The organism is Moorena sp. SIO3E8 (assembly GCF_010692445.1).
Taxonomy (GTDB): Bacteria; Cyanobacteriota; Cyanobacteriia; order Cyanobacteriales; family Coleofasciculaceae; genus Moorena; species Moorena bouillonii.
This window is the reverse complement of the sequence record NZ_JAAHHM010000084.1, coordinates 1-24,790: the sequence shown is the minus strand read 5'-3', so window position 1 is coordinate 24,790 and position 24,790 is coordinate 1. Positions and strand designations below refer to the sequence as shown.

Genomic DNA, 24,790 nt, shown 5'->3' with positions numbered 1-24,790 from the left:
TGCCTAAAGCCATTGCTAAAACGGATTTAAAATGCGTTTTAGCTTATGTACTCTTGACTGTGTACCTTGACTGTCTGGTCTGTCCCTCCATGATGATTTTAGTCAATTCACTGAATGGTTGTGAGAGGTCGTAACAGGTCAAATGATTTTGTTGCAAGTGATTTGGTTGTAATAGTTCGGTAACAGATTCTCGTGCTTCTTGTTCTGGATACCGTACTGCCATAGTAATTTCATCTGCCAACCGACCACTGCCCCCAAGAACTATCAATGGTCGTCCAGCTTTCTTGTTTTCAAATAAGTCTAGCAAGGTAATCGCCCCACCGTTAGCCATTACTGTGACTGATGGCTTTCCGTCTGCCAGGGTAGTAGCTATACGAGCCAACCAGGGGGATTCATCACCCCAGGTAGACCCAGGAATCAGCATAAAATGAGTATGATTTGGCTCCAGTGATGTTTGACCAGAAGATGAGGGGGGTGCATCAGGAAGCGCAATCTTGCCCACTGGGGCAATACCTACTAAGGGAAAGGTGCCAGCAATCTCAGCACGAGCTTGCCCCATCATCTGCATCACGCCAGTATCGGTACCGCCATCCACCACACATGCTCCCAGGGTTTCAGCAATGGGAGCTAGTACATTGACAAACAACAGGCGCAGACGAGCCATACTCTGATCACTCATCTTACTTGCCCCACCGACTACCACTAGAACCGGACGGGAGCCGTCAAGGCCGATTTGGTTCAGGGCACCAGACAAGTCCACAGAATGATCCACTTGAATAGCACAAGCAGTTTGCCCATTCTTAAATGTGAGTTTGAGAGGCTGGTTATTTAAGAACTGCTTGAAGATAAGATGGTTTGGCTTGTATCCATCCTGGGACAAAGCACCGGACTTAGCTAAAACTCTCCTCTTGCGCAATCGGGGGGGAGCGATGCCTGGGCATCTAGCCATTAAGACCTTTTGGTGATCTGTTCGCTTTTGCTTTGTCTTGGCAGATAGAAACATTTAAAATTACCTATAGTGGTTTATAATATTCTATCTGCTAGATCATGCTCAGGGACATCAGCTGATCGGACATCTCGAAATTGGCGGTAACATTTTGTACATCCTCCAAGTCTTCCAGAGCATCCATTAATTTTAAAAGCGTCCGCGCCAGATCTGGGTCAGTCACTTCCACCGTATTACTAGGAATCCAGCGCAACTGCACCTCACTCACCTCAAAGCCCTGATTTTTCAAAATTTGACTCAGGTTTTCCAGGTTGCTAACTTCTGTAAATACCTCAGCCGTTACACCTTCGGAATCCTCGTTCAACTCATAAGTTTGAGCTCCCCCTTCAAGGGATGCTTCTAACAAATGGTCTTCTGTGATATCACCGGTAAGCGTAACGACACCCTTTTGCTCAAACATCCAGCTAACACAGCCTGTTTCACCCAGATTACCACCATTTTTAGTAAATCCTGAGCGCAGGTCAGCTGCTGTCCGATTCCGATTATCAGTAAAAGCTTCTATCAAGATCGCAACGCCTCCTGGACCATACCCCTCATAACGAATCTCTTCAAGATTGTCACTCTCATTGCCTAGGGTACCGGCTCCTTTTGCGATCGCTCTTTCAATGTTGTCATTAGGAATCCCTGCTGCCTTCGCCTTTTCCACCGCTTGCCGCAGCTGAAAATTACCCTCCGGATCCGGGATACCATTGCGAGCAGCTACTATAATCTCCCGAGAGATTTTAGCAAAGGTCTTACCTTTAACTGCATCAACCCTCGCTTTCTGACGCTTAATATTTGCCCATTTACTATGTCCTGCCATAACGGTTAAGTTGATTACAACCCAACTAACAAAATACCTCCACTTCTTGGTTTAAATATAACCTACCCAAGTCATCTCCTAAAAATATATTATTCTCTCTCCTAGGATAGCTACCAACTTAAGGAAAGAAAGTCCATGGTAAATGGTAGATCCTAAATGGTTCTTGGTCAAGGGAGTAGCCCTTTGGAGATTAGGGGTAGCATTACTTGCACTGTAGTTTGTTCTCCTAGTGTACTATGTATTGTTAATTTACCACCGTGTAAGTCAACTAGACGTTTAGCAATCACCAGCCCCAAGCCTGAGCCTTGTTGTTCGTAGAGGTTACCTTTAAACTGTAAGTCCGCTTCCAATTCGGCCATTTCAGCTTCAGATATCCCTTGTCCCTTGTCGTGGACTGACAAGATCAACCTATTATTTTCTGAATAGCTATTTACCCAAACAGGTGTTCCCTCTTGTGAGAATTTAAAGGCATTATTAATTAACTCTTCCAACATTTTATTAAGTCGGTTTTGCGACATAGCAATAGTAGCCTCTCGCCAATCTAATTGCAAATCCGCAACCCGTCCTGTCTTTTGAGCAAGATTCTGAATCAAATTAGCCAGAACCGGATTAGGCAATTTACTGGTAGTCTTTCGCAAATTTTCAATTTTCTTGGAATCTGTAGCGATTATTTCAAGCTCTGCATAAAGTAAAAAGTTCTGAATTAACCTTAATAACCTTTCACCCGAATGATGGATATCTTCTGCCATAGTCTTAATTTGATATCGTTCCAAACTTTCCCATTTCTCCATGATTAGTTTAGAAATATCCAGAATCCGATTTAGGGGTTTATCCATTTCATAGGGCAAAGACAGTGTAATATGACTACGCAAATCATCCAGTTTTTTATCTTTTTGCAACTCAAGGGCAGCTTGCTTTTCCAATCGAGTAGTAATTGCTCCTAGTAGTTCTACTCTAGTAAATGGCTTGGTTAGATAATCATCTGCTCCTAATTCCATTCCTTGGCGCTGATCAGTTTTTTCAGCTCTAGCTGTGAGAAACATAAAAGGAATAGTTGCCGTAGCAGGATGTTTACGCAAGGTCTGCAATACCTGATAACCATCAAGTTCTGGCATCATGACATCGCAAATAATCAAATCCGGCGATTCATTCTGGGCTAACTCAATACCAATCCGACCATTACTACCAGCAATCGCCTCAAAATCCTCAGCCTCCAGTAACTCCAGTATATTTTCTCGTACTGAAGGTTCATCTTCAATTAACAGAATTTTTGTTCTTACCATTTTTTTCCGCTTTGTAAAACTAATCTAATTGACTTGAGGTAGTGGGAAACCAATACCGCTATTGAGCAAACGTTTAAATTCCGGCGCTGGTAAAGCCCTACTAATCAAGTGACCCTGAACTCGATCACATTTATGAGAATAAATAAAAGCAAATTCTTCTTGAGTTTCTACTCCTTCAGCAATCAGTTGTAGATTTAAACTTTTTGCCATTTGTATAATTGCCTTAGTAATAGCAGCCTGGTTAGGCTTATGCACAATATTACGGACAAAGCACTGATCAATTTTGAGAACATCAAAGGGAAATTGTTGTAAATAGCTTAATGAAGAATATCCGGTACCAAAATCATCAATTGCAATTTCTAAGCCTAGGTTTTTAAACTCATTTAACTGACGAATAGCCGTCTCAGTGTTTTTTACTAGTATACTTTCAGTTAGTTCTAATTCTAGAGTTCGATAGGTTAACTCAGTTGACTGCAAAATCTTTACTAAATTATGGTAAAATTCCGGTTTATTAAATTGACGACCTGATAAATTTACTGCTATACGAAAAGAGGTAAATCCATCATTTTGCCAGAGTTTAGCTTGCTGACAAGCCTGCTGTAATACCCATTCTCCAATGGATAGAATCAGACCCGTTTCTTCGGCGATTGGAATAAATTTTGCTGGGGGAACCAAACCGAGTTCTGGATGATGCCAACGTAATAGAGCTTCAGCACCAACAATTTTTCCTGTCTCAAGACTGATTTGGGGTTGATAGTAAACCTGAAATTCTTCCCGTTCCAAAGCATAGCGTAAGCTACTCTGCAAGGTAAGATGATTTGAAGAATTGACATTCAATGCACTGGTGTAAAACTGATATTGATCACCACCGTGACGCTTTGCCTCAAGCATCCCCTGGTTGGCATGATTGAGTAATTGTTCAACGTCTTCACCATCACGGGGATAAATGGCAATACCAATACTGGCGGTGATAAAAACTTCTTGATCATCCAGAACGATGGTTTGAGAGAGGCTGTCAAGAATGCTTTGGACAAGATTGATGACATCTTTTTTGTGTTGAGCTGTGGCTATAATAACAGCAAATTGATCGCCATTTAAACGAGCAACTGTACCCTGACTATCCACAAAATTAGTGAGGCGTTGAGCAACAAATTTTAGTAAGTAATCCCCCCAAAAATGACCGAGATTATTGTTAACTTGATTAAACCGATCTAAACCCAAACACAGAAAGGTAACCAGTTTTTGATTATCGTCGATGTGTTGTTTTACTTGCTTAAACCGTTCTCGCAACGACAGCCGATTAGGTAGGTTGGTCAAGCTGTCATGGTGGATCAAGTAATTGAGTTTATTTTTAGCTTCCTGAAGTTCAGTATTGTAATGCTTATGAACAGCAGCTTTTTTTTTGAGTCTACTGGCAATTGACCCTAGAAGTTCTGCTCTGGTAAAGGGTTTGGTAATATAGTCGTCTGCTCCTAGTTCCATACCCTGACGAAAATCATTTTTAGCCGCCTTTGCCGTTAAAAAAATAAAGGGAACTGTTGCCATCATTGAGTCTTGACGAAGGGATGTTAAGACACTGTAACCGTCCATTTCCGGCATCATGACATCACAGATAATTAAATCTGGGATAGTTCCTTTAGCTAAATTAACACCAACACGACCATTTTCTGCTCCAATGACATCAAACCCTTCAGCGTCCAGGAGTTCTATAATGTTTTCCCGGACAAACTCTTCATCTTCAATCACTAATATTTTTCTCATGATTAATTTGATAGCAAGTAATATATTGGCAGGGTTACAGTAAACGTTGTACCGACAGTTACTTCACTTTCTAGATCAATTTGACCTTCGTAGATATCGAGACACTTTTTGACAATTGCCAGTCCTAAGCCAGTGCCGGTAATTGTCCCGACATTCGTACCTCGATGGAACGTCTCAAAGAGTAGTCCTTGGTCTTCTTCAGGAATACCAATACCTTGATCGCTGATTTTAAAGATAGCCTGATTGGCAGAGCAAGTGAGTTTAATCTCAACCGTGCTACCTTTGGGAGAATACTTCAGTGCATTACTCAGCAAATTATCCAAAATTTGCCTAAGCAATTTTTCATCCATATACGGTCGGGCGGATAAGAACGAACTAGCCGCATTATTTTTTCCATGATTACTACCTAATTTTTTTTCAAAATTTTCTAAGCTATAAGTAAATTTTATTGTGTGCTCATTTCGGTCATTAAGCTGGATTTTATAAATTAAATCGGTGCAAAAACTTTCCAAGTCTATCGGCTTTAGCTGTAACTCTATTTTACCGGCTTCTACCTTGCCAATAAGCAAGATATCATTCAAAATTCTGGTCATATGTTGAACCATGTTTTGAATGCGATGTAGGTGATTATTTTTTTTACATTCTGACCATTTATTACCGTAATGTTCCAGTAACTCTGCTGATGAAAAAATCGTTGTTAGAGGGGTACGAAATTCGTGAGATGTCATGGTAATAAACCGAGATTTTAGCTCCCCAAGTTGTTTTTCTTTAGCCAGTGCATTGATAATTTCTACTTCCGTTTCTTTCCGTTTAGTGATATCTCTATCAACCCCTCGATAACCACAAAACTTGCCAAGACGATCAAAAATTGGTACACCACTGGTTTCCAGAACCACTAACTGACTATTTTTGTGAATTCTGGTATTTTCCAAGTTGCTAAAGGGGTGTTTTAAAACGGTAAAGGAAGCCAAAATTTCCATCACACGTTTTGCCTCTTCCTGTGACATTAAGTCAAACGGAGTTTTGCCCACTACTTCTGATGGTTCATAACCGAGTAAATCCCAGATTTTGGGACTAGCGTAGGTATAGACAGCATTTTCATCCATCTCCCACATCCAATTGCTACTAATTTCTACGACATTACGAAACCGCTCTTCACTCTGCCGCAACTGCTCTTCTGCCTTCTGGCGCTCAATAATCTCCCCCTTGAGTGCTTGGTTCGCTTTCCTCAGAGCAGCGGTACGTTGTTGAACTCTGACTTCCAAAGCATCATTGACTTGTGCTAGGGTGAGTCGTGCTTCAATACGCTCAGTGATATCCTGGACAATAACAGCAACTTCATCTAACCCACTTTTAACAATACGAGCCTCAAAGTAGCGGAGTTTACCATCTTGTCTGACTGGGGACTCAATAACTTGCATCACATCACTTTCTAGGGCTATTTCCACATGCTCCCAAATTAATCCTGCTACCTCAGTGGGTAAACAGTTATGTAAATGTTTCCCAATACAGTTATCGGTGAGAAACAGCACAGGGTTTTCTTTGGCCGCTTTCCAATCCAAATAAAAGCCATCCCGATTGACACGAAAGATTACATCTGGTATGGCTTCTAAGAGGGCTCGGTTTCTAGCCTCGCTTACTTTTAGTGCAGACTCTTTTTGTTTAAGTTCTTGGCTTTGTTTTTGATAGAGTTGCTGGAGTTCTTGGTGGGTTAGGGCAATGGCAAAATGATCGGCGATCTCTCGGATAAAGGCAATTTCTTGGATTCTCCATTCTCGTTCGTGATCGCACTGATACAAGGTGATACTACCCAGACAAGACTGCCCATGCAGCAGTGGCACCATCATGATGGCACGCAGGTCACATGGATAGGTTAATTGCCTCAGTTCTGGTGGGAGTTTTCCCTCTGATTCAGGAATAATCAACGGTTTGCCCTGAGCTAGCCAGGAGTGATAACTCTGAAATAGGTTCCGAAATACCTCGATCAGACATGGCTCGGCTGTACTCTCCACTGATTGGGTAATGGGAAAGCTAACTTGATGAGTTGCCATAGGTGGAGGGTCGTCGTGAGTGGGAAACATTAAACAGCCACTCACTTGCAAGATTTGATGTAATTGATTAGCTATGGTGGGTAGCAATTCATTGAGGACTAACGTCCCCCGTGTAACCTGGGCAATCTGGTTAATCATTTCCGCTTGGACTTTCAAGAGGTGATAGTCCACTCTTTGATGTCCAGTGCTCGATTCCATGGGTGTATGCTCAGGTAACATAACCAATAAAATTAGCTAAAAGCGGAACTGTCTAGCCTAGACTGGACATAGATTCAACCGCCATCAACTCCACGCTGTACCATAATTTTCAGCCCATCCCCACCAATCAATTCGGGGGATTTGAGGTCAGTTGTCCATTGTCAGTTGCGCACGCAGCTACTAGCTTTTAGTTATGGGCTAAGTGCTAATTACATGCTAGCAAGCTGACCATTGACCACTGACCATTGCAAGGCGTCGATTCATGCCCATACCAAGAAAATAGGGGCAACACTCGCCGCCCAACCTTAGGTGATGGTAAGATATTACACCACCCTATGATGCCTAAATTGTTGCACAGTCTTAATTTCTAGCCCTCGTGGAAACTACGGTGTCTTAGCTAGTTTGTCTATCTTGAAACCTGTAAATTTACGAACAGTTAGTGTATTATTGGTCTTTGGTGATTGGTTATGGGTCAAAGCGCGTTTCTCAGCCAGATTAGCTCTAGGTCTTACCCGTTCGCGCCACTGTCGCCCCTTGGGCGAAAGGAAGTGTGAGATGATGAGTCAAAGGAGACTATGGCTGTAGACTTTTGACAAAAAAACCTTCGTATACTATTGAAGCTTATACCCTTCAATTAAACCGGATGACATCTTCTGTCTGACTCAGGTGAGAGGTATCTCCATTAAGTTCCATCACCCACTGTTTTTCTTGGCGCACTAGTTTAACTAAACAGCACAAGGATGCTTTAATGTCTTGTGTGGCACCCACTAGTCCCTGAGTGGTTCCAACTACTGATGGTCCGTGACCAACCAGTAGTAAATCTTCTGAAAATTGAGCGGTGATACGTTGTGCCGTTTCACCTGTTCGTTTGAGTAAAGCAACACTTGTTTCTGGATATTCAGGGATTACACAGGAAGTATAACTGGTGTCAATTCGCTGAAACTGCTTGTGCAATACTTCATTAGGCAGTCTTTCTGGTTCAGTTGCCATCCACTCAGGATTGAGCCATTCACTTAAACCCAACTCTAGCTTAATAGGTAAATCCAGAATTTCTGCGACTTGGTTAGCCGTTTGGACAGTTCGTAAAAACGGTGAGGCGAATATATGCCTAATTCCTTTTCCTACAAGGCGTTGACCCAGTTGCGCTGCTTGCAGTTCCCCATCTACTGAAAGCGGTGGATCATAGGGTCGCTCTGCCATGTTGAACCATTCGGGGTTAACAAAGTCAAGGCGGTTTCCGTGTCTGGCAATCCAAACTGTTTGGGTCATCTTACCTTACACCCTCTTCGGGAATTTAGTTAAGTTATGTTAAATTTATTAAAATAATTTAACTCAAATCCCACAAAGCTTATCATCTGGTTTGGAAAACCAGCATGGTTTGCTTTAATTTTCTTAATTTAAATATCACTGATAACGCCATCGAATCCAATGAAAACCGCTCAGGACTCTACAGATTTAGTTCGTACCTATTTAAAGGAAATCGGTCGTGTACCATTACTGACCCATGAGCAGGAAATTTTTTACGGGAAAAAGGTTAAGCAGTTAACAACCTTAAAGCAAGTCAAAGAGTCCCTTGTCCAACAGCTGGGTCGTGAACCTACGTTTTCTGAGTGGGCAACAGCATCTTGCTTAACGGATTCTCAGTTAAAGTCTAGCATCGCTGTTGGTGAATCCGCTAAACGCAAGATGGTGGAAGCCAATTTGCGATTGGTGGTGGCAGTGGCAAAGAAATACATTAAGCGTAATCTTGAGTTGCTGGACTTGATTCAAGAGGGAACCATCGGCTTGCAGCGGGGTGTAGAAAAATTTGACCCTACCAAAGGCTATCGTTTTTCTACCTACGCCTACTGGTGGATAAGGCAGGCAATTACTCGTGCGATCGCAGAAAAAGGGCGCACGATTCGCCTTCCTATCCATATTACCGAGAAGTTAAACAAAATCAAAAAAGCCCAGCGCCAACTTTCCCAAAAGCTGGGACGAACAGCTACTATCTCAGAATTGGCAATTGAGTTGAACCTAACACCATCACAATTGCGGGAGTACTTCGAGCAAGCACGTCAACCCCTATCTTTGGAGTTGCGAGTGGGGGATAACAAAGATACAGAATTGGTTGAGTTGCTCGAAGACACCGGTCCTGGACCAGAAGACTTTGTGACTCAATCGTTAATGCAGCTAGACTTAGAGAAATTCATGGATGATTTGACACCGCAGCAGAGGCAGGTGTTGAGACTTCGTTATGGCTTGGCAGAGGAAGAACCAATGACATTAGCCAAAATTGGTCAACACCTCAACATCAGCCGTGAACGAGTGCGACAAATCGAACGAGAAGCGATCGCTAAACTTCGTAAGCGTCAAGGGGATATGCGGGAATATATCCCAGCGAGTTAATTTTTTCTGAGTCGGTTTAGTCATTAGTCATTAGTCATTAGTCATTAGCTACAATCACCAATGACTAATGACCAATAGGTGAGAAAATCAGATCCTAGATGGTTCGGTTCCACCTACTTTGCCATGATCACTTGCCTGTTAAAGTAATTACAAATACGAAGCAGTAGAGCTAAACAGATAAACACCATCATTGGCTGCCAACTCTAGTAGAAAAACCGGAATTAGCCATCGCTAGGAGGTAAAACGGTGAATAACGCATCCAATCCCAATCATGTTCCTGAATTCTTTGATAAAGATTCTGACAATAATTTACTTTGGCAGTATGTTCAATCAATGAGTCCAGAAACCATTACCCAGCTGTCTAGACCAACGTCTTCGGAAGTCTATCAGGTGATGGAAAACAATATTATGGGAATGTTGGGAAACTTGCCTTCCCAAGACTTTGGCGTAACTATCAGTACTAGCCGTGAGAATCTAGGTCGCCTTTTGGCTTCAGCCATGGTTAGCGGCTATTTCCTTAGGAACGCTGAACAACGTATGGTTTTTGACAAGTCTTTGCAAATAGCTGAATCTCAATCTCTGGAGGAAGATTAGTCAAACCTTGGCCTAAAAGGGCTGAATCTATAGATTTAAGCGAGAAAATGCCCAATCGAATATCGGCAGATCATAATCTGAGTCTGTCGGTTTCCATTATTGAGGACCAAAGAAGATCACTCTTGGACTGGTATGCCAGAGCTGGTCGAGATTTACCTTGGCGACGAAATTGGGAACCCTATAGCATCTGGGTGTCTGAAATTATGTTACAGCAGACCCAGGTCAAAACGGTCATTCCCTACTATCACCGCTGGATGGAGCAATTTCCCACCCTCGAACATCTGGCATCTGCTGAATTACAGGAAGTCCTCAAAGCTTGGGAGGGTCTGGGATATTACTCCCGTGCTCGCAACTTGCACGCCTGCGCTAAACTAATTATGCAGTCTCATGGTGGTGTTTTTCCCCAAGAGCTGAGCCAGGTTTTAGCCTTATCAGGAATTGGTAAAACAACAGCAGGTGGTATTCTAAGTGCTGCCTTCAATCAGCCAGTGGCTATTCTCGATGGTAATGTTAAACGAGTACTAGCACGATTGGTAGCATTGCCGATACCACCTGCCAAAGCCACTCAACAATTATGGAAGCTATCAGAAGCCTTACTGGATCATCAACATCCCCGAGAGTTTAATCAAGGACTAATGGATTTGGGAGCAACTATATGTACTCGGAAAACTCCCAATTGTCCTGATTGTCCCTGGAAATCTTACTGTCAGGCTTACAATCTAGGTATTCAATCTGAAATACCTATGCGTGAACCATCTTCTCCCCTACCCACAAAAAATATCGGTGTCGCTGTGATCTGGAACGACCAGGGACAAATTCTAATCGACCGCCGACCTGCAAAAGGCTTATTGGGTGGTCTTTGGGAGTTTCCTGGTGGCAAAATTGAGCTTGGTGAAACTGTCCCGGAATGTATTAAACGAGAAATTCAGGAAGAATTGGGCATTGAGATTGAGGTTGGGGAACACCTGATCACAATCAATCACGCCTACAGCCACTTCCGTGTGGTGCTAAGTGTACACCACTGTCGCCATCTCAGTGGTGTTCCGCAACCTATTGAATGTGATGAGATTCGCTGGGTCACCTTAGATGAAGTAGATCAGTTTCCCTTCCCCAAAGCCAATACTCAGATTATTGCGGCTTTGCGCTCTCAAGAGGGGAGAAAGTATGAAGTATGAAGTGTCACTGCTAGTTGTGGGTAAAGTGTCAGCTAAGGTTTCTCGCATTTAACTTTTGGAACTCTGAGACTGAATCCCTGATAGTAGCTTACTGATAGTAGCTTAGCTCGCTTCTCATAATTATTAGATGCAGTAAAGCGCGATTACCTGATCGATTCAACTGATAAAGCGCTTTAAACCTTAAAGCTTGTACCTTCAACCCCATTTCCTATCGATAAATCGGTAAGGTGAAGTGAAAACAGCTGCCACCCTTGATAGGTGAATCAACCCAAATGCGACCATAGTGGGCACGGATAATCTTTTGACATAAGGCTAAGCCCAAGCCATAGCCTTCTATAGCTTCGTCTCGCTTAAGGCGGAAGTGGTCTTCAAAAATGCGATCGCGATTTTCTTGTGGTATACCAGGACCATCATCGCAAACGCTGACTTGAACTTTCTGGGTAGTACGGTGGATGCTAGACACAGCAATTTTCCCTCCTTTGGGAGTATACTTAATGGCATTATCCAGCAGGTTAATTAGCACCTGACGCACCAATTCTTCATCGCCGTAGACAGGAGGCAAGTCTTGTGGGATGTCGGTTTGCAGAACCTGAGCCTTGAGCTGAAACTGTTCGTGCATCTGAACTAGAACGTCTTGGCAAAGTCTGCCCAAATTCAGTTTATGAGGTCGGATGTTGAATTCAGCATTACTTCCCTTCCTAGCTTGCAGCAGATCCACCACCATCCGGTTGATAGTGCGCAATTGATTACGAGCTTGCTCAAACAGCCGTTCCTTTAGCTGTGGCGTCAGCCCAGGTTTTCTACCATTCTGGGCGACTGGTTGCTCTAGCTGTAGGGTTTCCAAGGCAATGGATACTGCTGTCAAAGGACTACGCAAGTCGTGAGCTAACATGGATATGACTTGGTCTTTAAATTGCAGCTGCTCAAGCAATTCTTCTCTATCTTTCTTCAGGCGAAACACTTCGTCGGATAGTCGAATCAGTTCCAAGGCACAAGCTAGGGAACCAGCTGCCTCTGGTAATGTGTCAGCCGAGGAGTTAGATGAGCGAACAGTTGGTTGTAAAGGCAATCCTTGGGTAAGTTGGGTTTGGTTTTCTTCTAGAGAGCGTTGCCAGCGGGGCCACCAGCTCTTCAGCTGGGCAACTAGATTACTACCTGCAAGGGTTTGTTTGGGTTTCGGATTAATCTTAATCAGTGCTGGGGTTGCTACTAGCTTAAAGTGTTCAGCTAGATAGGGTTGTTCCCCAACATCCACAACCTTTAGTTCAAAGGGATACTCTGTCTTAAGAGTTTCCAGATAATGGTGGATAGACTGGAGCTGTTTACGGGAACCGGGACGTTCATCGACAAACAGCAGCAGTTGTAGAAAGGTTGGGGAGTTAGTGTGTGTTTGTGTAGCTGCCTGCATGCAATTTGGTGTTAGCACTCTTAACCAATAAGGCTGGAATAAGACTAAGATTTGTTATTTTTTGTTGGTGATGTGTGCTTCCTTACAATTTAATGTCTATTTTATTATTTTATAGTCTCGTTACTAACCAGCCCTTTTCTGGCACTTTCCCAGTCTATTTGAGACTAAAATCTTAAAATAATGTAACATTATCGCGGATTGCGTCAATTCTCCTTTAATAATCTACCCACGGCTGCTACTTGATCATGGCTATTGGCTACCTTGCTCTTGTCCTTCACGCCCATTTACCGTTTGTTAGGCATCCAGAAAGTGATTATGTTCTAGAAGAAGAGTGGCTATTTGAAGCCATTACTGAAACCTATATTCCCCTACTACATGTTTTTGAGGGATTAAAGCGGGATGGGATTGACTTCAAAATAACCATGAGTATGACACCACCTTTGGTGTCGATGCTACGGGATCCACTACTACAAGAACGTTATGAGCGCCATCTGTCACTGCTTGAAGAACTAGCCAAGAAGGAGGTTGAGCATAATCAGCATAATGGTCATATCCGTTACCTAGCCCAACATTATGTTCAAGAGTTCAGCGCTATTCGCCAAACCTGGATACACTATGAAAGGGATTTAGTCAAGGCATTTAAACAATTTTTAGACAGTAATAACCTGGAAATTATCACCTGCGGTGCTACCCATGGCTATTTTCCTTTGATGAAAATGTATCCCCAAGCAGTTTGGGCTCAAATTCGGGTGGCTTGTGAACATTATGAGCAAAACTTTGGCTGTCCGCCCAAGGGCATCTGGTTACCGGAATGCGCTTACTACGAAGGGATTGAGGAGATGCTAGCAGATGCTGGTTTGCGCTATTTTCTGATGGATAGTCATGGTATTCTGTACGCTCGTCCCCGACCACGGTTTGGTACCTATGCCCCCATTTATACTGAGACAGGAGTTGCTGCCTTTGGTCGTGACCATGAGTCATCCCAGCAGGTGTGGTCTTCGGAAGTCGGGTATCCAGGAGATCCAGTATATCGGGAATTCTACAAGGATTTAGGCTGGGAAGCAGATTATGATTACATAAAAGCATATATTATGCCCCATGGACAGCGGAAGAATACGGGTATCAAGTATCACAAAATTACAGACCGTAGTACAGGATTAGGGGAAAAGCAACTGTATGATCCGTATTGGGCAAAAGACAAAGCTGCGGAACATGCTGGAAATTTCATGTTTAATCGCCAGCAGCAGGTTAAACATCTAGCAGCAATCATAGAGCGTTCTCCCATTGTGGTGTCTCCCTATGACGCAGAGTTATTTGGTCACTGGTGGTACGAGGGTCCTTGGTTTCTGGATGTCTTGCTCCGTAAGTCGTGGTATGACCAGAACACCTATGAAATGACTCATTTAGCAGATTATTTGCGGAATCATCCGATCCAACAAGTCTGTAAGCCTTCTCAATCTAGCTGGGGGTATCAGGGGTTTCATGAATACTGGCTCAATGAAACCAATACCTGGATTTACCCTCATCTGCACAAAGCCACAGAACGGATGATTGAGCTGTCAACGTTGGAAGCTACAGATGAGTTGGAGTGGAAGGCATTAAATCAAGCAGCGCGAGAGTTACTACTAGCGCAATCGTCAGACTGGGCATTTATTATGCGCACCGAGACAATGGTCCCTTATGCAGTTAGACGAACGCGATCGCATTTGATGCGGTTTAATAAGCTTTACGATGATATCAAGCTGGGCAAGATTGATGCAGGCTGGCTGGAGAAAGTCGAGGAAATTGACAATATCTTTCCCAAGATTAACTATCGCGTCTATCGTCGAGTTTGAATTATCCCCACACCATCGTTGGAAGATACAAGAAGATACAATAGAGAACGTTCCCTAAGCCAATCAAAATCCATGACGCCTTCTGAGTTAGATACTGCTCCCCAGGAAAGTTTGGATACTCTCAAAGACCCTGAGACCTATCTCGACGAGGTACCTAATGATGTCGAGATGTCTCTGTTCGACCATTTAGAGGAGTTGCGAAAGCGGATTTTTTACTCGCTGATTGCTGTATTCTTGTCCATGGCTGGCTGCTTTGTGGCAGTTAAGCCGATTGTTCAGTTGCTGGAAATTCCAGCTAGGGGGGTCAAGTTTCTGCAACTGGCTCCAGGGGAATACTTTTTTGTGTCCTTGAAAGTGGCTGGCTATAGTGGCTTACTGGTGGCTAGTCCTTTTATTCTTTACCAAATCCTTCTATTTGTTTTACCAGGGTTGACTCGCCGGGAGCGACGCTTCATCGGACCTGTGGTTTTAGGCTCAACGGTTCTGTTTTTTCTAGGCTTGGTATTTGCCTACATTGCTCTAATTCCTGCCGCTCTGAATTTCTTTATCAGTTACGGAGCAGATGTAGTAGAGCAGTTGTGGTCAATTGATAAGTATTTTGAATTTGTCTTACTGTTGATGTTTAGTACTGGCTTGGCATTTCAAATCCCAGTTATTCAAATGTTACTGGGGTTTTTGGGAATTGTTTCTTCCAAGCAAATGCTTTCTGGTTGGCGCACGGTTGTCCTAGGAGCAGCTATCTTGGGAGCAGTGCTGACTCCTTCGACAGATCCTCTCACTCAAAGTTTACTGGGGGGTGCTGTACTTGGTCTGTATTTTGGTGGGATTGGAATGGTGAAGTTGGTGGGTAAATAATATTAAGTCGGGTTAATCAACCCGCTATCAAAACTACTATCGCGCTTCTAAATTAAATCTTTCTAATACAAGTGTTAGGATTTCTGGAATAGTAATATAATGACCAATGATCAATTAATAACTAACTATCTTTAGTATTATTATCGCTAATTCTTCTAAATAGTCATAAGTTATGCCACAACCATGACTTATGACTATTTAGAAACAGATACTAAAGGCTCTTCGTAAAAAGTTGATGCTAATTTTTAGTTCACTTATACTGAAAGCTTTACTGGGGATTACTTTGACAGTTAAAAATCTGTTGATCAAGTCAAATCATTCCCCAGTAAGGCGATAATAGATTTGGGCGGTTATTTAGCATAATATCTATGGAAGAGCCATTATAAATGTATGTAAAGACCTAGCCTACTACAGAGCTTTACTAAGCTTTACTATTAGTTAAGTGTGTCATTTAACAAAAATTAGCGAAATTTACCAACCTCTACGTTCGCGTAGCGTGGCTTACGGCCAAGTAGGTTGGGGATGGATAGCTGGGATTTTGACTTTACGCCTTGACGAATTAATGAAAAATATATATAATAGTAAGCAAGGTCGATAACAAGGTTGAGTGCAATGAAACATAAAGCTGTAAAAGTCAGAATCTATCCCACTCAAGAGCAGGTTCAAATCCTTGCCCAACACTTTGGGTGTGCTCGTTGGTGGTGGAACTATGCGCTAAATCAGTGTATAGAAACTTACAAGCAAACTGGCAAAGGATTGAAACAATCTGCACTCAACTCTATGCTGCCAAAACTCAAAAAAGAAAAAGAAACTGAATGGCTAAAAGAGTGTTACTCTCAGGTTTTGCAATCTGTAAGTCTCAATCTTAGTCGTGCATATCAAAACTTTTTTGTTCGCGAAGCGTGGCCATAGGCCAAGGTAGAGCTAAATATCCTAGGTTCAAATCATATAATCATCGCCAATCAATTCAATATCCCCAAAACGTAAAACAAGTTGGTAATTATTTGAAATTCCCTGGAAAACTGGGCATTGTCAAAGCAGTAATCCATCGACCATTAGACGGGGAAATCAAAACGGTGACAGTCAGTAAAGACCCTTCTGGTAAGTATTACGCTTCTGTGTTAGTGGAGTATGAGGGTGACCATGTAAAGTCATCCACTGATGGGAAGGTGATCGGTATTGATTTGGGCATCAAAGATTTTGCGATCACCTATGATGGCGAAAAGACCTCTAAGTTCAGTAATCCCAAACATTTGGCTAAGTATGAAAAAAAACTAGCCAAAAAACAGCGTATTGCTGCCCGAAAGAAAAAAGGTAGTAATGGGCGCAAAAAGGCCGTAAAGATTGTAGCTAAGGTATACGAACAGATTAGAAATGTCCGCCAAGACTACCTGCATAAGCTATCTAGAAAGATAGTAGATCAGAATCAAGTAGTAGTAGTCGAAAACCTAAATGTCAAGGGCATGGTTTGTAACCATAAATTAGCTAAAGCAATATCTGATCTGGCTTGGGGAACCTTTGTAAACTTCCTTTCTTATAAGTGCGAAAAAGAGGGGAAAGTATTAGTCGAGATAAACCGATGGTTCCCTAGTTCTAAAACCTGCTCTAATTGTCATTACCAGATCAAGGAGTTGCCGCTTGATGTAAGAGTTTGGACTTGTCCAAGTTGTGGAACTCACCACGACAGAGATGGTAATGCGGCAAAGAATATTAGGGCAGAAGGGATCAGAATGCTATCCTCCTCTGGGACGGGGGAGGTCAACGCCAGTGGAGAAGAAGTAAGACCAAGACGTGGACGCCCGTCCAAGTTAAGGCATTCTTCCGTGTTCGCGTAGCGTGGCCAAAGGCCAAGCTGGAAGCCCCGACCTCAACCTAGTAGGTCGGGGTAGTTCACCGCCAATCGTCCCAATTCTGATTAAAGATGGACGTGTCTGGGAAAGCGGTGGGATTACCGTTTTTTTCCAACTGCTGGCGTAGAGCTTGGAGTTGGGTTTGTTGCAGGAGGGGTTCTTCTAGAAGCTGGTAAGGTGCTATCCCAGTTTCTAAGGAAAAAGCAGCGGTTGTACCAGCAGCAGCACCGGATGACCATTCAAAGGAATGCACCCGATAAGCAGCAGCGGCAATGTGACTGGTAGCAATACTTTTACCTCCTACTAAGAGGTTGTCAATTTTCTGAGGAATTATTGCTCGCAGGGGAATTTGGAACGGATAGGCTTGACCTGCTCCCCGCCGTTCCCCTTGACGCTCGGTGTTTCCTGGGGTTTCTGCTGGACTTAAGGTCATACAGGGATGAAAGTCGATGGCATAGTGACCAATACCCACAGAATCAGGATAGATAGTAGAGCGACTGCGTTGACTGACTTGATCTGGCTGGATTTTACCTTGAATCACAGAGGGGGCTTCTAATCCAGCCAGTACTGCCCACAAGCGGCGATATTCGTCTGGTGAGAGGGTCTGCCGATAATACTCATCCTGGTAGTCACGGCGGGAAATATCCACTTCTGATATAGTAAAGCCTTGAGGATAGCCAAAGGAAGGGCGTCCAATAATCCGCCTCCCTTCCCGTATATAGGGATACTTAGACAACCCATGCATTGTCCCCATCGGAGAATCTAACCCAGTTAGATAGCGGTGATTGGGATGAGGCTCTTTTACCCCATCCCCAAGCTGGGAGTCGGTAGTCCCTGCCACTAGCCAATAGTAATAACCGAGAGCGTTTTCTTCTCCTTTCCGTAGACTTTCCGTACGCAAGCCTCCCATCCAGCCACCGGGAGCCAGTTGACCAGTAGTTCGTAATTGGCGACGGGTGTAAACTAGATTATCTTCTGAAGTGCCAGGACGATAATCATTACCCCATGTCCAGTTTTGCATGGAAATGTCCCCTGGAGTGGGAGCAGTAACCCCCCATCGGATCCGTTTACCCCGCTTAGAACTCCAAATTCGCCGATAGGTGAATACTCCTTCAAAGTCCGCTAGGCGCTGTAATTCATAGCTGTAGTAGGGTTGGTATTGCGGGTAAAAGGAGGGCATTTCTTGGGTTTGAGCCTCCTTGGTTTGCTCCATGGCAAAGGTGTAGGTAAAGCCTTGGGTGCAATAGAGGTCGTCAGTAGCACTAGATGCGGAGGGGTTTAGGTAGGAGCGGGAGTCAATCCCCAACCGGTAGGGAACGTCAGCTAGGGCAATAATTTCACCAGTTTCTGTTGCGTCGATAATATACCAATTAGAACTATTGTCTTGGGTCTGTTGGGGGACAATGCGCAAAATCCTTTTCTCAAAGCGGGAGGAATTCTCGTAGCTATACCAATCTTCAATAGTTTGAGATAGGGGAAAGGTGTTCAGGGCAGGAGCATCAGCAGTACTTTTGTGTTGAATAGCAATCACACTGTCAATGGTTTTGCCATCAGCGCTAATCTCTAGTTCCTTAACTACAGTAGAGGGAAACCATTTTAATCTCCCTTTTCCCCGTTTGGCCGCCTTTCGTAAAATATTAAACAGGATTTGGTGAGCATCACGGGGTAGAAAACAGGATTCACTTACCCAGCAGTCCCCAGGATTGAGTTGACGGTAGTAGCGTTTGATGCGATCGCGTAATTCTAGATAGCCCTTAGGATAGAATAAACGCGATCGCTGAGTTGGTCGTTCATCCAGAGCAGAGGTTCCCTGGGCAGAAATTTGTCCCCCTACCCAGTCGGTAATCTCAGTTAAGCACACTGTTTGCCCTGCCAATAAGCCTTCATAGGCAGCCGCTGCACCAGCCAATCCACCTCCAATCACTAAGATTTCACAGGTTTCGGTTTGGTCTGGAGTTCTAGGGGGAGCTGCTATACCAGGAGATGGAGTAAACCCTAGTAATGATATGAATAGGGAAATACGGACAAGCGATCGCTTCATGATTCAAGATATTGAGTAAAATCTTTGACGATAAATTACCCTAACTTATCAATACTGTCATCTCCCAAACGTTGGAGCAATTATGCCATGGCATGTCAAAGCACCCGAAAAATATACGGATAGCGATAGGGCTGATTAGGATTTTCCAGCACCTTGACTAAGGCAATTATGGACATAATTAGACTGACAAGCCCTAATATAATTAGCAGCGGAATCCCAATAATCACCACAGTCAGTATCAAACAAATCACCCCATATATATAAAGGCAAATGTGAAAATTCAGAGCTTCTTTCGCATTTTCTTTGACCACTGAGTCTTCGGTGACCAAAAAAATCACTATCGGGATGGCAATAGAGACCACCAGAGAGCTAAAAAATATTGATCCATGACATAACAGTGATAAAAGCTTTCGTTGATCCATGTCATTCATCCAATAAATCCTCCCATGCTTCCCCAGGGTTACCTTTATGGATTTTCTCTTCCATAATACAGGTAAGTTGGTAGAGTTGATTGAACGGAACGAATTTATGTAAAGATATGTAAGGGACTGATCAATAGGATGGCTAATCCGGTGTCGTTGGCTGATAATCTTTCTAACTAAGGCAGAACTACCAGTCGTCACCCGCCTTTGGTATTGCCTTCAGTGGTCCCTTCCCTAAATTCCGAGTTTCAGTCTTAAATCACGATTCGGCTACGGTTTGAAAGTGCTGGCCATGAATTTAGTCTTGCCATACTGCTGCTGAGGGGTAAGCTTTACCATTTGGTGTTGCCTGAAACGGCTAACTTAATTTTCCCAACGCTTATCCAATCCTTAACCTCTGCTCAAAGGCCACCAATTAATAACCCCTACCCCGATAATTCATGGGAAATCATCTAAAATTTAATCGACCTACATCTGCTCAATTGTCTAAGTATTTAATTCTTATTATCTTACTCCTGGGGATAGTTTTTCGATTAGTCAATATTGACAAAAAAGTCTATTGGATTGATGAAGCATATACATCCTTGCGAATTTCTGGCTATACCAAAGCAGAAATTATCCAAGAAATTGATGGTCGTCAAATTAATGTTAAAGATTTACAGCAGTATCAACGTCCTAATGATAACAAAGATGTAGGTGACACGATCCAAGGGTTAGCGTTATATGAACCACAACATTCACCGTTATATTTTGTGATGGCTCACTTTTGGGCAAAATTGTTCGGTTATTCCGTAACGGTGATGAGAAGTTTACCAGCCTTGATTAGTCTCTTGACTTTGCCGTGCATTTATTGGCTTTGTTTGGAGTTGTTCGAGTCTCCCCTAACGGGATGGATTGCGATCGCATTGCTGTGTGTCTCTCCATTCCATGTGTTGTATGCCCAGGAAGCTCGACAATATAGCTTGTGGACAGTGACTACTTTACTTTCCAGCATAGCCCTGCTGAGGGCGATGCGTCTTAGCACACTGATGAGTTGGGTTATCTATGGGATAACAGTTTCTCTAAATCTGTACAGCTATTTGCTTTCTGGATTAGTTTTTATTGGACATGGTATCTATGTTATTTGTATAGAAAAATTTCGTTTGAGTAAACAAGTCTTTAGGTATGGATTAGCTTCGCTTTTCGGGATTATCGCCTTTATTCCTTGGTTAAGATTGGTAATTGAAAACGGTATTGAATTGGGTGATTGGGCGGATAAAGAGACTCCACTCGGTCAACTGATCACCCGCTGGCTTATTAATCTGAGTTCTGTGTTTTTCGATATCCAGATTGGCTATAACAATCCCTTATTTGATGTGCGGTCAGGTCGAGACCTAAAATTTAACTACGACCATTTACTGATTTATTTCGATATCCTAATTTTAATTATCGTCGGCTATTCTATTTATTTTCTGTGTCGTAATAGTCAGCAACGGGTTTGGTTATTTATCTTGATCATGATCACAGTTGTCGGAATGTTTCCCATTGGTCAGGATTTAATTTTAGGAGGACAGCGTTCCAGCATGGCTCGCTATTTTATTCCTTGTTACTTGGGTATACAACTTGCTGTTGCTTACCTCCTTGCTAACAAAATTAATCCCTTTAATGGTAAGAGAATAAAACAACAACTATGGCGATTAGTTGCTATTACAGTTATTTCAGCAGGTGTGCTCTCTTGTGCCATTAGTTCTGAAGCAGAAACGTGGTGGCATAAATACAGTAACTATTACACTCCTGAGGAAGCTCATATTATTAATCAAGCCAATCGTCCCTTGGTGATTAGTAGTGATATCATGCGATTAGTGTCTCTGAGTTATTTACTTGAGCCAAACGTGACCTTACAGTTAATCAAAACTAAGGATTATCCGAAAGTTTTTTCCAGTTTCAGTGACGTCTTCTTATATAGACCTTCTCCAAAACTGCGACAAAAATTTGAAGAGGAGTCACCTTATGACGTTAAACCAGCTCATAAACGCAAGCATCTCTGGAAGCTAGTGCAGTGAAACCAAAAGTGAAAAGGCAAAAGAAACTTGACCGATGACCAATCACTCATGACTACGGCGGTTTGTCTAACTATCAGGTACACAGGATTGTTTTTCCTCTTCCCACTTCCGACTTCCCTGCTCCCTGCTCCCTGCTCCCTGCTCCCTAAAAAGCCAGAACTTTGTACCTAACTGAATTGCAAACCGCTGTAATGACTAATCCATCTAATCAATTTTTTTCCACAACAGAACTTTTCGTTTTTTAAAGCCAATATTTCCTTCGTATATCAGATTGAACTTATAGTTACTATGCTTTTCAATACTGGGGCGTAGCAATGAGGGTGATGGAATATTTTCCAATACAAAAACATCACTAAATTTACCTGATATTTCCGGTAAATTTTCTTGAGGTATTTCTGAAACATTTTTGATTTTTTTTATCAGTTGGAATTGAACCTTGGGGTCAAGCTTATGGCTCAGGGATAGAATTCGATTGTGAGTACTATCGCTTAGTACAAGGGGAGCAGGAGACTGATTAATAATATTCGCAACGTCTGCATTATAGTAATCACTGTACTTCGTCCACCAAGTTTCAGCTTGGACAATCAGCACACCAGATATCACACCACAAGAGAGCAATATAACTGTTGTCAATCGCCATAAACGTTTTTGCAAAATACCAATCGAAAACTTAGTTAGTTTGGTGGAGAGTAAATAGGAAATAGTGAGTTGAATCCCGATGTAAGTTGGGAGTTGATATCGAGCAATCGTTGAGCGCATGCCTCCTGAAATCACATCTGGTAGCACTAGGGGTAGACTAGTAAATCCCATCAGGAGCAAAACAAATAGCCAAACCTGTTTTGGAGTATAGCGACAGAGAAAATATAGTCCATAAATCACTAGCCCCACAATTGGTAGGACTAGGTAAGTTCTCGGCTGGGTGTAGCTAAAGGTTAGGTCAAACGGGTACTCCTTCCCTAGGGGTACATCAAAAAAGCCGTAGAGTAGATTCTTCAGCCAATATCGACCCAGATCCAGGGGGGGTAATTCTTTAATGACCCATCCCCATTCCTTGCTAGCTCTAGGTTCGTTTTCCAAGAAAACAGCTAACCAAGGTGAAAATATCAACAGTGCTGCTGTGACCGCTGAGATGTAAGCAATTACCCGTTGACGCCTTTGCCAACCTGCGATGATCAGGACATAAATGCCGTGACCTAGGATAATGGGTGCTGAAAATAAATGAGAGTAGAAGGATAGCGCTACAGAAAGGGCATAAATGCACCAACTCACCCTACTGTTGACTCGCATCGCTCGTAACAGGGAAGCACTCGATAGCAAGATACTCACATTCCACAGACTATATTCCCGAACTTCCTGGGCATACAAAATATGGATCGGTGAAACAGCGAATAGGGACAGGGCAAGCCATGGGGTCAATGATGCTCCAAATAGTTCTAAGCACAACCAGTACAGGCAGGGTAATCCCAGCAAGCTAATTAGAGCAGGTAAAGTGCGCTTGAGTGCTAGGGAACTACCAAGCCATTGTTCCCAGAATCGGGCTAATATATAGTAAACTGGCGGGTGTTGTGGCGCTTCTTCCCCTATAATTCGTAAGGTATTGGTGAGGTTACGGTCAGAATTAGGGGTCTGGTATTTTTGTAATTCTGTAGCGCTAATCACTTCACCAGTGTAAATATCCCCGATAATTTCTTCCGCTGAATAGCCAGCAATTCTAGAGGAGCTGAAAGTTTCATCCCCCCAGTAGACTTTGCTATCGAGATTGGCTAAGCGAAAGACTATTCCTAAGAGCAGTAGGGTAATGCATAATAGTCGCAAGGGAGGTTGAGGTAATTTCCCTAGCTTTAATCTTTTGGTTTCCATCACACAAAAAAGTACACCGAAAAGTACAAAGGAAATTTATTAGTGTTCGTTTAATTTTGATATTGTAATTGATCGCTTTTTATTGACCGTTTCATGATTAATGTTAAGGATAATATTTCACTGCTAATAATACTTAATCTAGAAACTTACCGATAACCGTCACCCCATTATTCTATTTTAAGTGTCTCTACCCAAACACAAAAAAGTATGAATCCCCCAGCCCCGAATCCCCCTAAAAACCAAGTAATATTTTGGTTTAGCTTGAGCCTAGCATTTGCTATGGTTTACAGCCTGATCGCCCTCGAAGAAGCCTTTAGTAATCAATACATTGTACAAGATGATGCCAGACAGCATGTATTTTGGATGCAACGGTTTTTTGATCCCAGCTTATTTCCCGATGATCTGATTGCCAATTACTTCCAATCTGTAGCACCCGCTGGCTATACTACCCTCTATCGGCTGATCGCATTTGTTGGGATTAATCCCCTCTTATTGAATAAACTACTACCGATGGTGCTAGGGTTGATTACCACTAGTTACTGTTTCGGGCTTTGTCTACAAATGCTGCCCATCCCAGCTGCAGGATTTATCGCGTCTTTGCTTCTAAATCAAACCCTATGGATGCTGGATGATTTAGTATCAGCAACCCCTAGGGCTTTCATTTATCCCCTGCTGCTAGCATTTTTATACTACCTATCACGGCGCTCATTGATCCCTTGTCTCGTAGTGATCACTCTCCAGGGTTTATTTTATCCTCAGTGTGTTTTCCTGTGTTGTGGCGTCCTGGTGCTGAAACTGTTGCGTTGGCAAGACGGTAAAATCAGACTATCCTCCCAAAAGAATGACTATTGGTTTTGTGCAGCTGGGTTAGGTGTGGCATTCATCGTCCTGTTGCCCTATGCTTTGAGCACTTCTGACTATGGTCCAATTATTAGCGCACAGCAAGCCAAAACCATGCCAGAATTCCAACCAGGAGGGCGAGTTGCCTTTTTCGATCACAACCCATGGGATTTCTGGTTGGAAGATGCTCGGAGTGGTATATTTCCCCGAAGAAAACGTTTACCTATAGCTGTCTGTGCTGGTTTACTATTGCCTATGTTGCTAAGATTTCCCTCATGGCTACCGTTAGTGAAGAAAGTCAGAGGGGAAACGGTACTCCTGACTCAACTGGCTCTAGTATCCGTTGGCATGTTCATTATGGCTCATGCTGTCCTATTCC

At 42.9% G+C, this 24,790-nt stretch carries 17 protein-coding genes and 2 pseudogenes; 9 read left to right on the top strand and 10 right to left on the bottom strand.

Annotated elements, in window-relative coordinates; all coding sequences use genetic code 11:
• Positions 1-43: 43 nt before the first annotated feature.
• From F6K46_RS26910 to F6K46_RS26885, 6 genes are all read right to left on the bottom strand, one after another.
• A complete protein-coding gene (locus F6K46_RS26910; protein ID WP_158069804.1) occupies positions 44-949 on the bottom strand; it encodes a hypothetical protein in 906 nt (301 codons plus the stop codon).
• Between the two features lie 91 nt (positions 950-1,040).
• Entirely contained in the window at positions 1,041-1,808 is a 768-nt protein-coding gene (locus F6K46_RS26905) for a YebC/PmpR family DNA-binding transcriptional regulator (RefSeq protein WP_075903695.1), read from the bottom strand.
• Positions 1,809-1,975: 167 nt separating this feature from the next.
• Positions 1,976-3,091 carry a response regulator gene (locus F6K46_RS26900; RefSeq protein WP_293061208.1) on the bottom strand — a complete coding sequence of 372 codons (1,116 nt, stop codon included), beginning with the start codon at positions 3,089-3,091 and terminating at the stop codon, positions 1,976-1,978.
• 24 nt (positions 3,092-3,115) lie between these two features.
• On the bottom strand, positions 3,116-4,852 hold the full coding sequence (locus tag F6K46_RS26895) for a GGDEF domain-containing response regulator (protein WP_293061206.1): 1,737 nt from the start codon (positions 4,850-4,852) through the stop codon (positions 3,116-3,118).
• Positions 4,853-4,854: 2 nt separating this feature from the next.
• Positions 4,855-7,101: an ATP-binding protein gene (locus tag F6K46_RS26890; protein ID WP_293061204.1), complete on the bottom strand. Its 2,247-nt coding sequence runs from the start codon at positions 7,099-7,101 to the stop codon at positions 4,855-4,857.
• A 630-nt stretch (positions 7,102-7,731) separates the two neighbouring features.
• Complete coding sequence (locus tag F6K46_RS26885; RefSeq protein WP_070395255.1) at positions 7,732-8,370, bottom strand: histidine phosphatase family protein; 639 nt, start codon at positions 8,368-8,370, stop codon at positions 7,732-7,734.
• A 159-nt stretch (positions 8,371-8,529) separates the two neighbouring features.
• On the opposite strand from F6K46_RS26885, the gene F6K46_RS26880 reads away from it, so the two are divergent.
• From F6K46_RS26880 to mutY, 3 genes are all read left to right on the top strand, one after another.
• Positions 8,530-9,489, top strand: a complete 960-nt coding sequence (locus tag F6K46_RS26880) for an RNA polymerase sigma factor, RpoD/SigA family (RefSeq protein WP_293061201.1) — start codon at positions 8,530-8,532, stop codon at positions 9,487-9,489.
• A gap of 246 nt (positions 9,490-9,735) precedes the next feature.
• On the top strand, positions 9,736-10,083 hold the full coding sequence (locus F6K46_RS26875; protein ID WP_075903685.1) for a DUF760 domain-containing protein: 348 nt from the start codon (positions 9,736-9,738) through the stop codon (positions 10,081-10,083).
• A gap of 47 nt (positions 10,084-10,130) precedes the next feature.
• Positions 10,131-11,258: an A/G-specific adenine glycosylase gene (mutY, locus tag F6K46_RS26870; RefSeq protein ID WP_293061198.1), complete on the top strand. Its 1,128-nt coding sequence runs from the start codon at positions 10,131-10,133 to the stop codon at positions 11,256-11,258.
• 208 nt (positions 11,259-11,466) lie between these two features.
• On the opposite strand, the gene F6K46_RS26865 is transcribed toward mutY, so the two are convergent.
• Positions 11,467-12,666 carry a histidine kinase gene (locus tag F6K46_RS26865; protein ID WP_293061196.1) on the bottom strand — a complete coding sequence of 400 codons (1,200 nt, stop codon included), beginning with the start codon at positions 12,664-12,666 and terminating at the stop codon, positions 11,467-11,469.
• 245 nt (positions 12,667-12,911) lie between these two features.
• Here F6K46_RS26865 and F6K46_RS26860 point away from each other — a divergent pair, with 245 nt between their 5' ends.
• From F6K46_RS26860 to F6K46_RS26850, 3 genes and pseudogenes are all read left to right on the top strand, one after another.
• On the top strand, positions 12,912-14,501 hold the full coding sequence (locus F6K46_RS26860; protein WP_293061194.1) for a glycoside hydrolase family 57 protein: 1,590 nt from the start codon (positions 12,912-12,914) through the stop codon (positions 14,499-14,501).
• A gap of 72 nt (positions 14,502-14,573) precedes the next feature.
• Positions 14,574-15,356 carry a twin-arginine translocase subunit TatC gene (tatC, locus tag F6K46_RS26855; RefSeq protein ID WP_070395249.1) on the top strand — a complete coding sequence of 261 codons (783 nt, stop codon included), beginning with the start codon at positions 14,574-14,576 and terminating at the stop codon, positions 15,354-15,356.
• A 612-nt stretch (positions 15,357-15,968) separates the two neighbouring features.
• Positions 15,969-17,191, top strand: a pseudogene (locus F6K46_RS26850) (RNA-guided endonuclease TnpB family protein).
• Positions 17,192-17,246: 55 nt separating this feature from the next.
• Here the strand turns inward: F6K46_RS26850 and F6K46_RS26845 are convergent.
• Positions 17,247-19,247 carry an FAD-dependent oxidoreductase gene (locus tag F6K46_RS26845; RefSeq protein ID WP_293061192.1) on the bottom strand — a complete coding sequence of 667 codons (2,001 nt, stop codon included), beginning with the start codon at positions 19,245-19,247 and terminating at the stop codon, positions 17,247-17,249.
• 95 nt (positions 19,248-19,342) lie between these two features.
• The gene (locus F6K46_RS26840; protein ID WP_293037609.1) at positions 19,343-19,678 is read right to left on the bottom strand and encodes a DUF4870 domain-containing protein; all 336 of its coding nucleotides are present in this window, start codon (positions 19,676-19,678) and stop codon (positions 19,343-19,345) included.
• Positions 19,679-20,109: 431 nt separating this feature from the next.
• Here F6K46_RS26840 and F6K46_RS26835 point away from each other — a divergent pair, with 431 nt between their 5' ends.
• Both F6K46_RS26835 and F6K46_RS26830 read left to right on the top strand, forming a co-directional pair.
• Complete coding sequence (locus tag F6K46_RS26835) at positions 20,110-21,711, top strand: glycosyltransferase family 39 protein (protein ID WP_293117533.1); 1,602 nt, start codon at positions 20,110-20,112, stop codon at positions 21,709-21,711.
• A 48-nt stretch (positions 21,712-21,759) separates the two neighbouring features.
• Positions 21,760-21,882, top strand: coding sequence for a hypothetical protein (locus F6K46_RS26830; protein ID WP_293061188.1), 123 nt, complete (start codon positions 21,760-21,762; stop codon positions 21,880-21,882).
• A gap of 33 nt (positions 21,883-21,915) precedes the next feature.
• Here F6K46_RS26830 and F6K46_RS26825 read toward each other — a convergent pair whose 3' ends face one another.
• Positions 21,916-23,571, bottom strand: coding sequence for a glycosyltransferase family 39 protein (locus F6K46_RS26825; RefSeq protein WP_293061187.1), 1,656 nt, complete (start codon positions 23,569-23,571; stop codon positions 21,916-21,918).
• 207 nt (positions 23,572-23,778) lie between these two features.
• On the opposite strand from F6K46_RS26825, the pseudogene F6K46_RS26820 reads away from it, so the two are divergent.
• Positions 23,779-24,790 (top strand): annotated as a pseudogene (locus F6K46_RS26820) (hypothetical protein); the annotation flags it as partial.

Excerpts from the sequence above, each read along its gene's own strand:
- F6K46_RS26910 (WP_158069804.1), bottom strand. The coding sequence starts at position 949 with ATGGCTAGATGCCCAGGCATCGCTCCCCCCCGATTGCGCAAGAGGAGA.
- F6K46_RS26905 (WP_075903695.1), bottom strand. The coding sequence starts at position 1,808 with ATGGCAGGACATAGTAAATGGGCAAATATTAAGCGTCAGAAAGCGAGG.
- F6K46_RS26900 (WP_293061208.1), bottom strand. The coding sequence starts at position 3,091 with ATGGTAAGAACAAAAATTCTGTTAATTGAAGATGAACCTTCAGTACGA.
- F6K46_RS26895 (WP_293061206.1), bottom strand. The coding sequence starts at position 4,852 with ATGAGAAAAATATTAGTGATTGAAGATGAAGAGTTTGTCCGGGAAAAC.
- F6K46_RS26890 (WP_293061204.1), bottom strand. The coding sequence starts at position 7,101 with ATGGAATCGAGCACTGGACATCAAAGAGTGGACTATCACCTCTTGAAA.
- F6K46_RS26885 (WP_070395255.1), bottom strand. The coding sequence starts at position 8,370 with ATGACCCAAACAGTTTGGATTGCCAGACACGGAAACCGCCTTGACTTT.
- F6K46_RS26880 (WP_293061201.1), top strand. The coding sequence starts at position 8,530 with ATGAAAACCGCTCAGGACTCTACAGATTTAGTTCGTACCTATTTAAAG.
- mutY (WP_293061198.1), top strand. The coding sequence starts at position 10,131 with ATGCCCAATCGAATATCGGCAGATCATAATCTGAGTCTGTCGGTTTCC.
- F6K46_RS26865 (WP_293061196.1), bottom strand. The coding sequence starts at position 12,666 with ATGCAGGCAGCTACACAAACACACACTAACTCCCCAACCTTTCTACAA.
- F6K46_RS26860 (WP_293061194.1), top strand. The coding sequence starts at position 12,912 with ATGGCTATTGGCTACCTTGCTCTTGTCCTTCACGCCCATTTACCGTTT.
- tatC (WP_070395249.1), top strand. The coding sequence starts at position 14,574 with ATGACGCCTTCTGAGTTAGATACTGCTCCCCAGGAAAGTTTGGATACT.
- F6K46_RS26845 (WP_293061192.1), bottom strand. The coding sequence starts at position 19,247 with ATGAAGCGATCGCTTGTCCGTATTTCCCTATTCATATCATTACTAGGG.
- F6K46_RS26840 (WP_293037609.1), bottom strand. The coding sequence starts at position 19,678 with ATGAATGACATGGATCAACGAAAGCTTTTATCACTGTTATGTCATGGA.
- F6K46_RS26835 (WP_293117533.1), top strand. The coding sequence starts at position 20,110 with ATGGGAAATCATCTAAAATTTAATCGACCTACATCTGCTCAATTGTCT.
- F6K46_RS26830 (WP_293061188.1), top strand. The coding sequence starts at position 21,760 with ATGACTACGGCGGTTTGTCTAACTATCAGGTACACAGGATTGTTTTTC.
- F6K46_RS26825 (WP_293061187.1), bottom strand. The coding sequence starts at position 23,571 with ATGGAAACCAAAAGATTAAAGCTAGGGAAATTACCTCAACCTCCCTTG.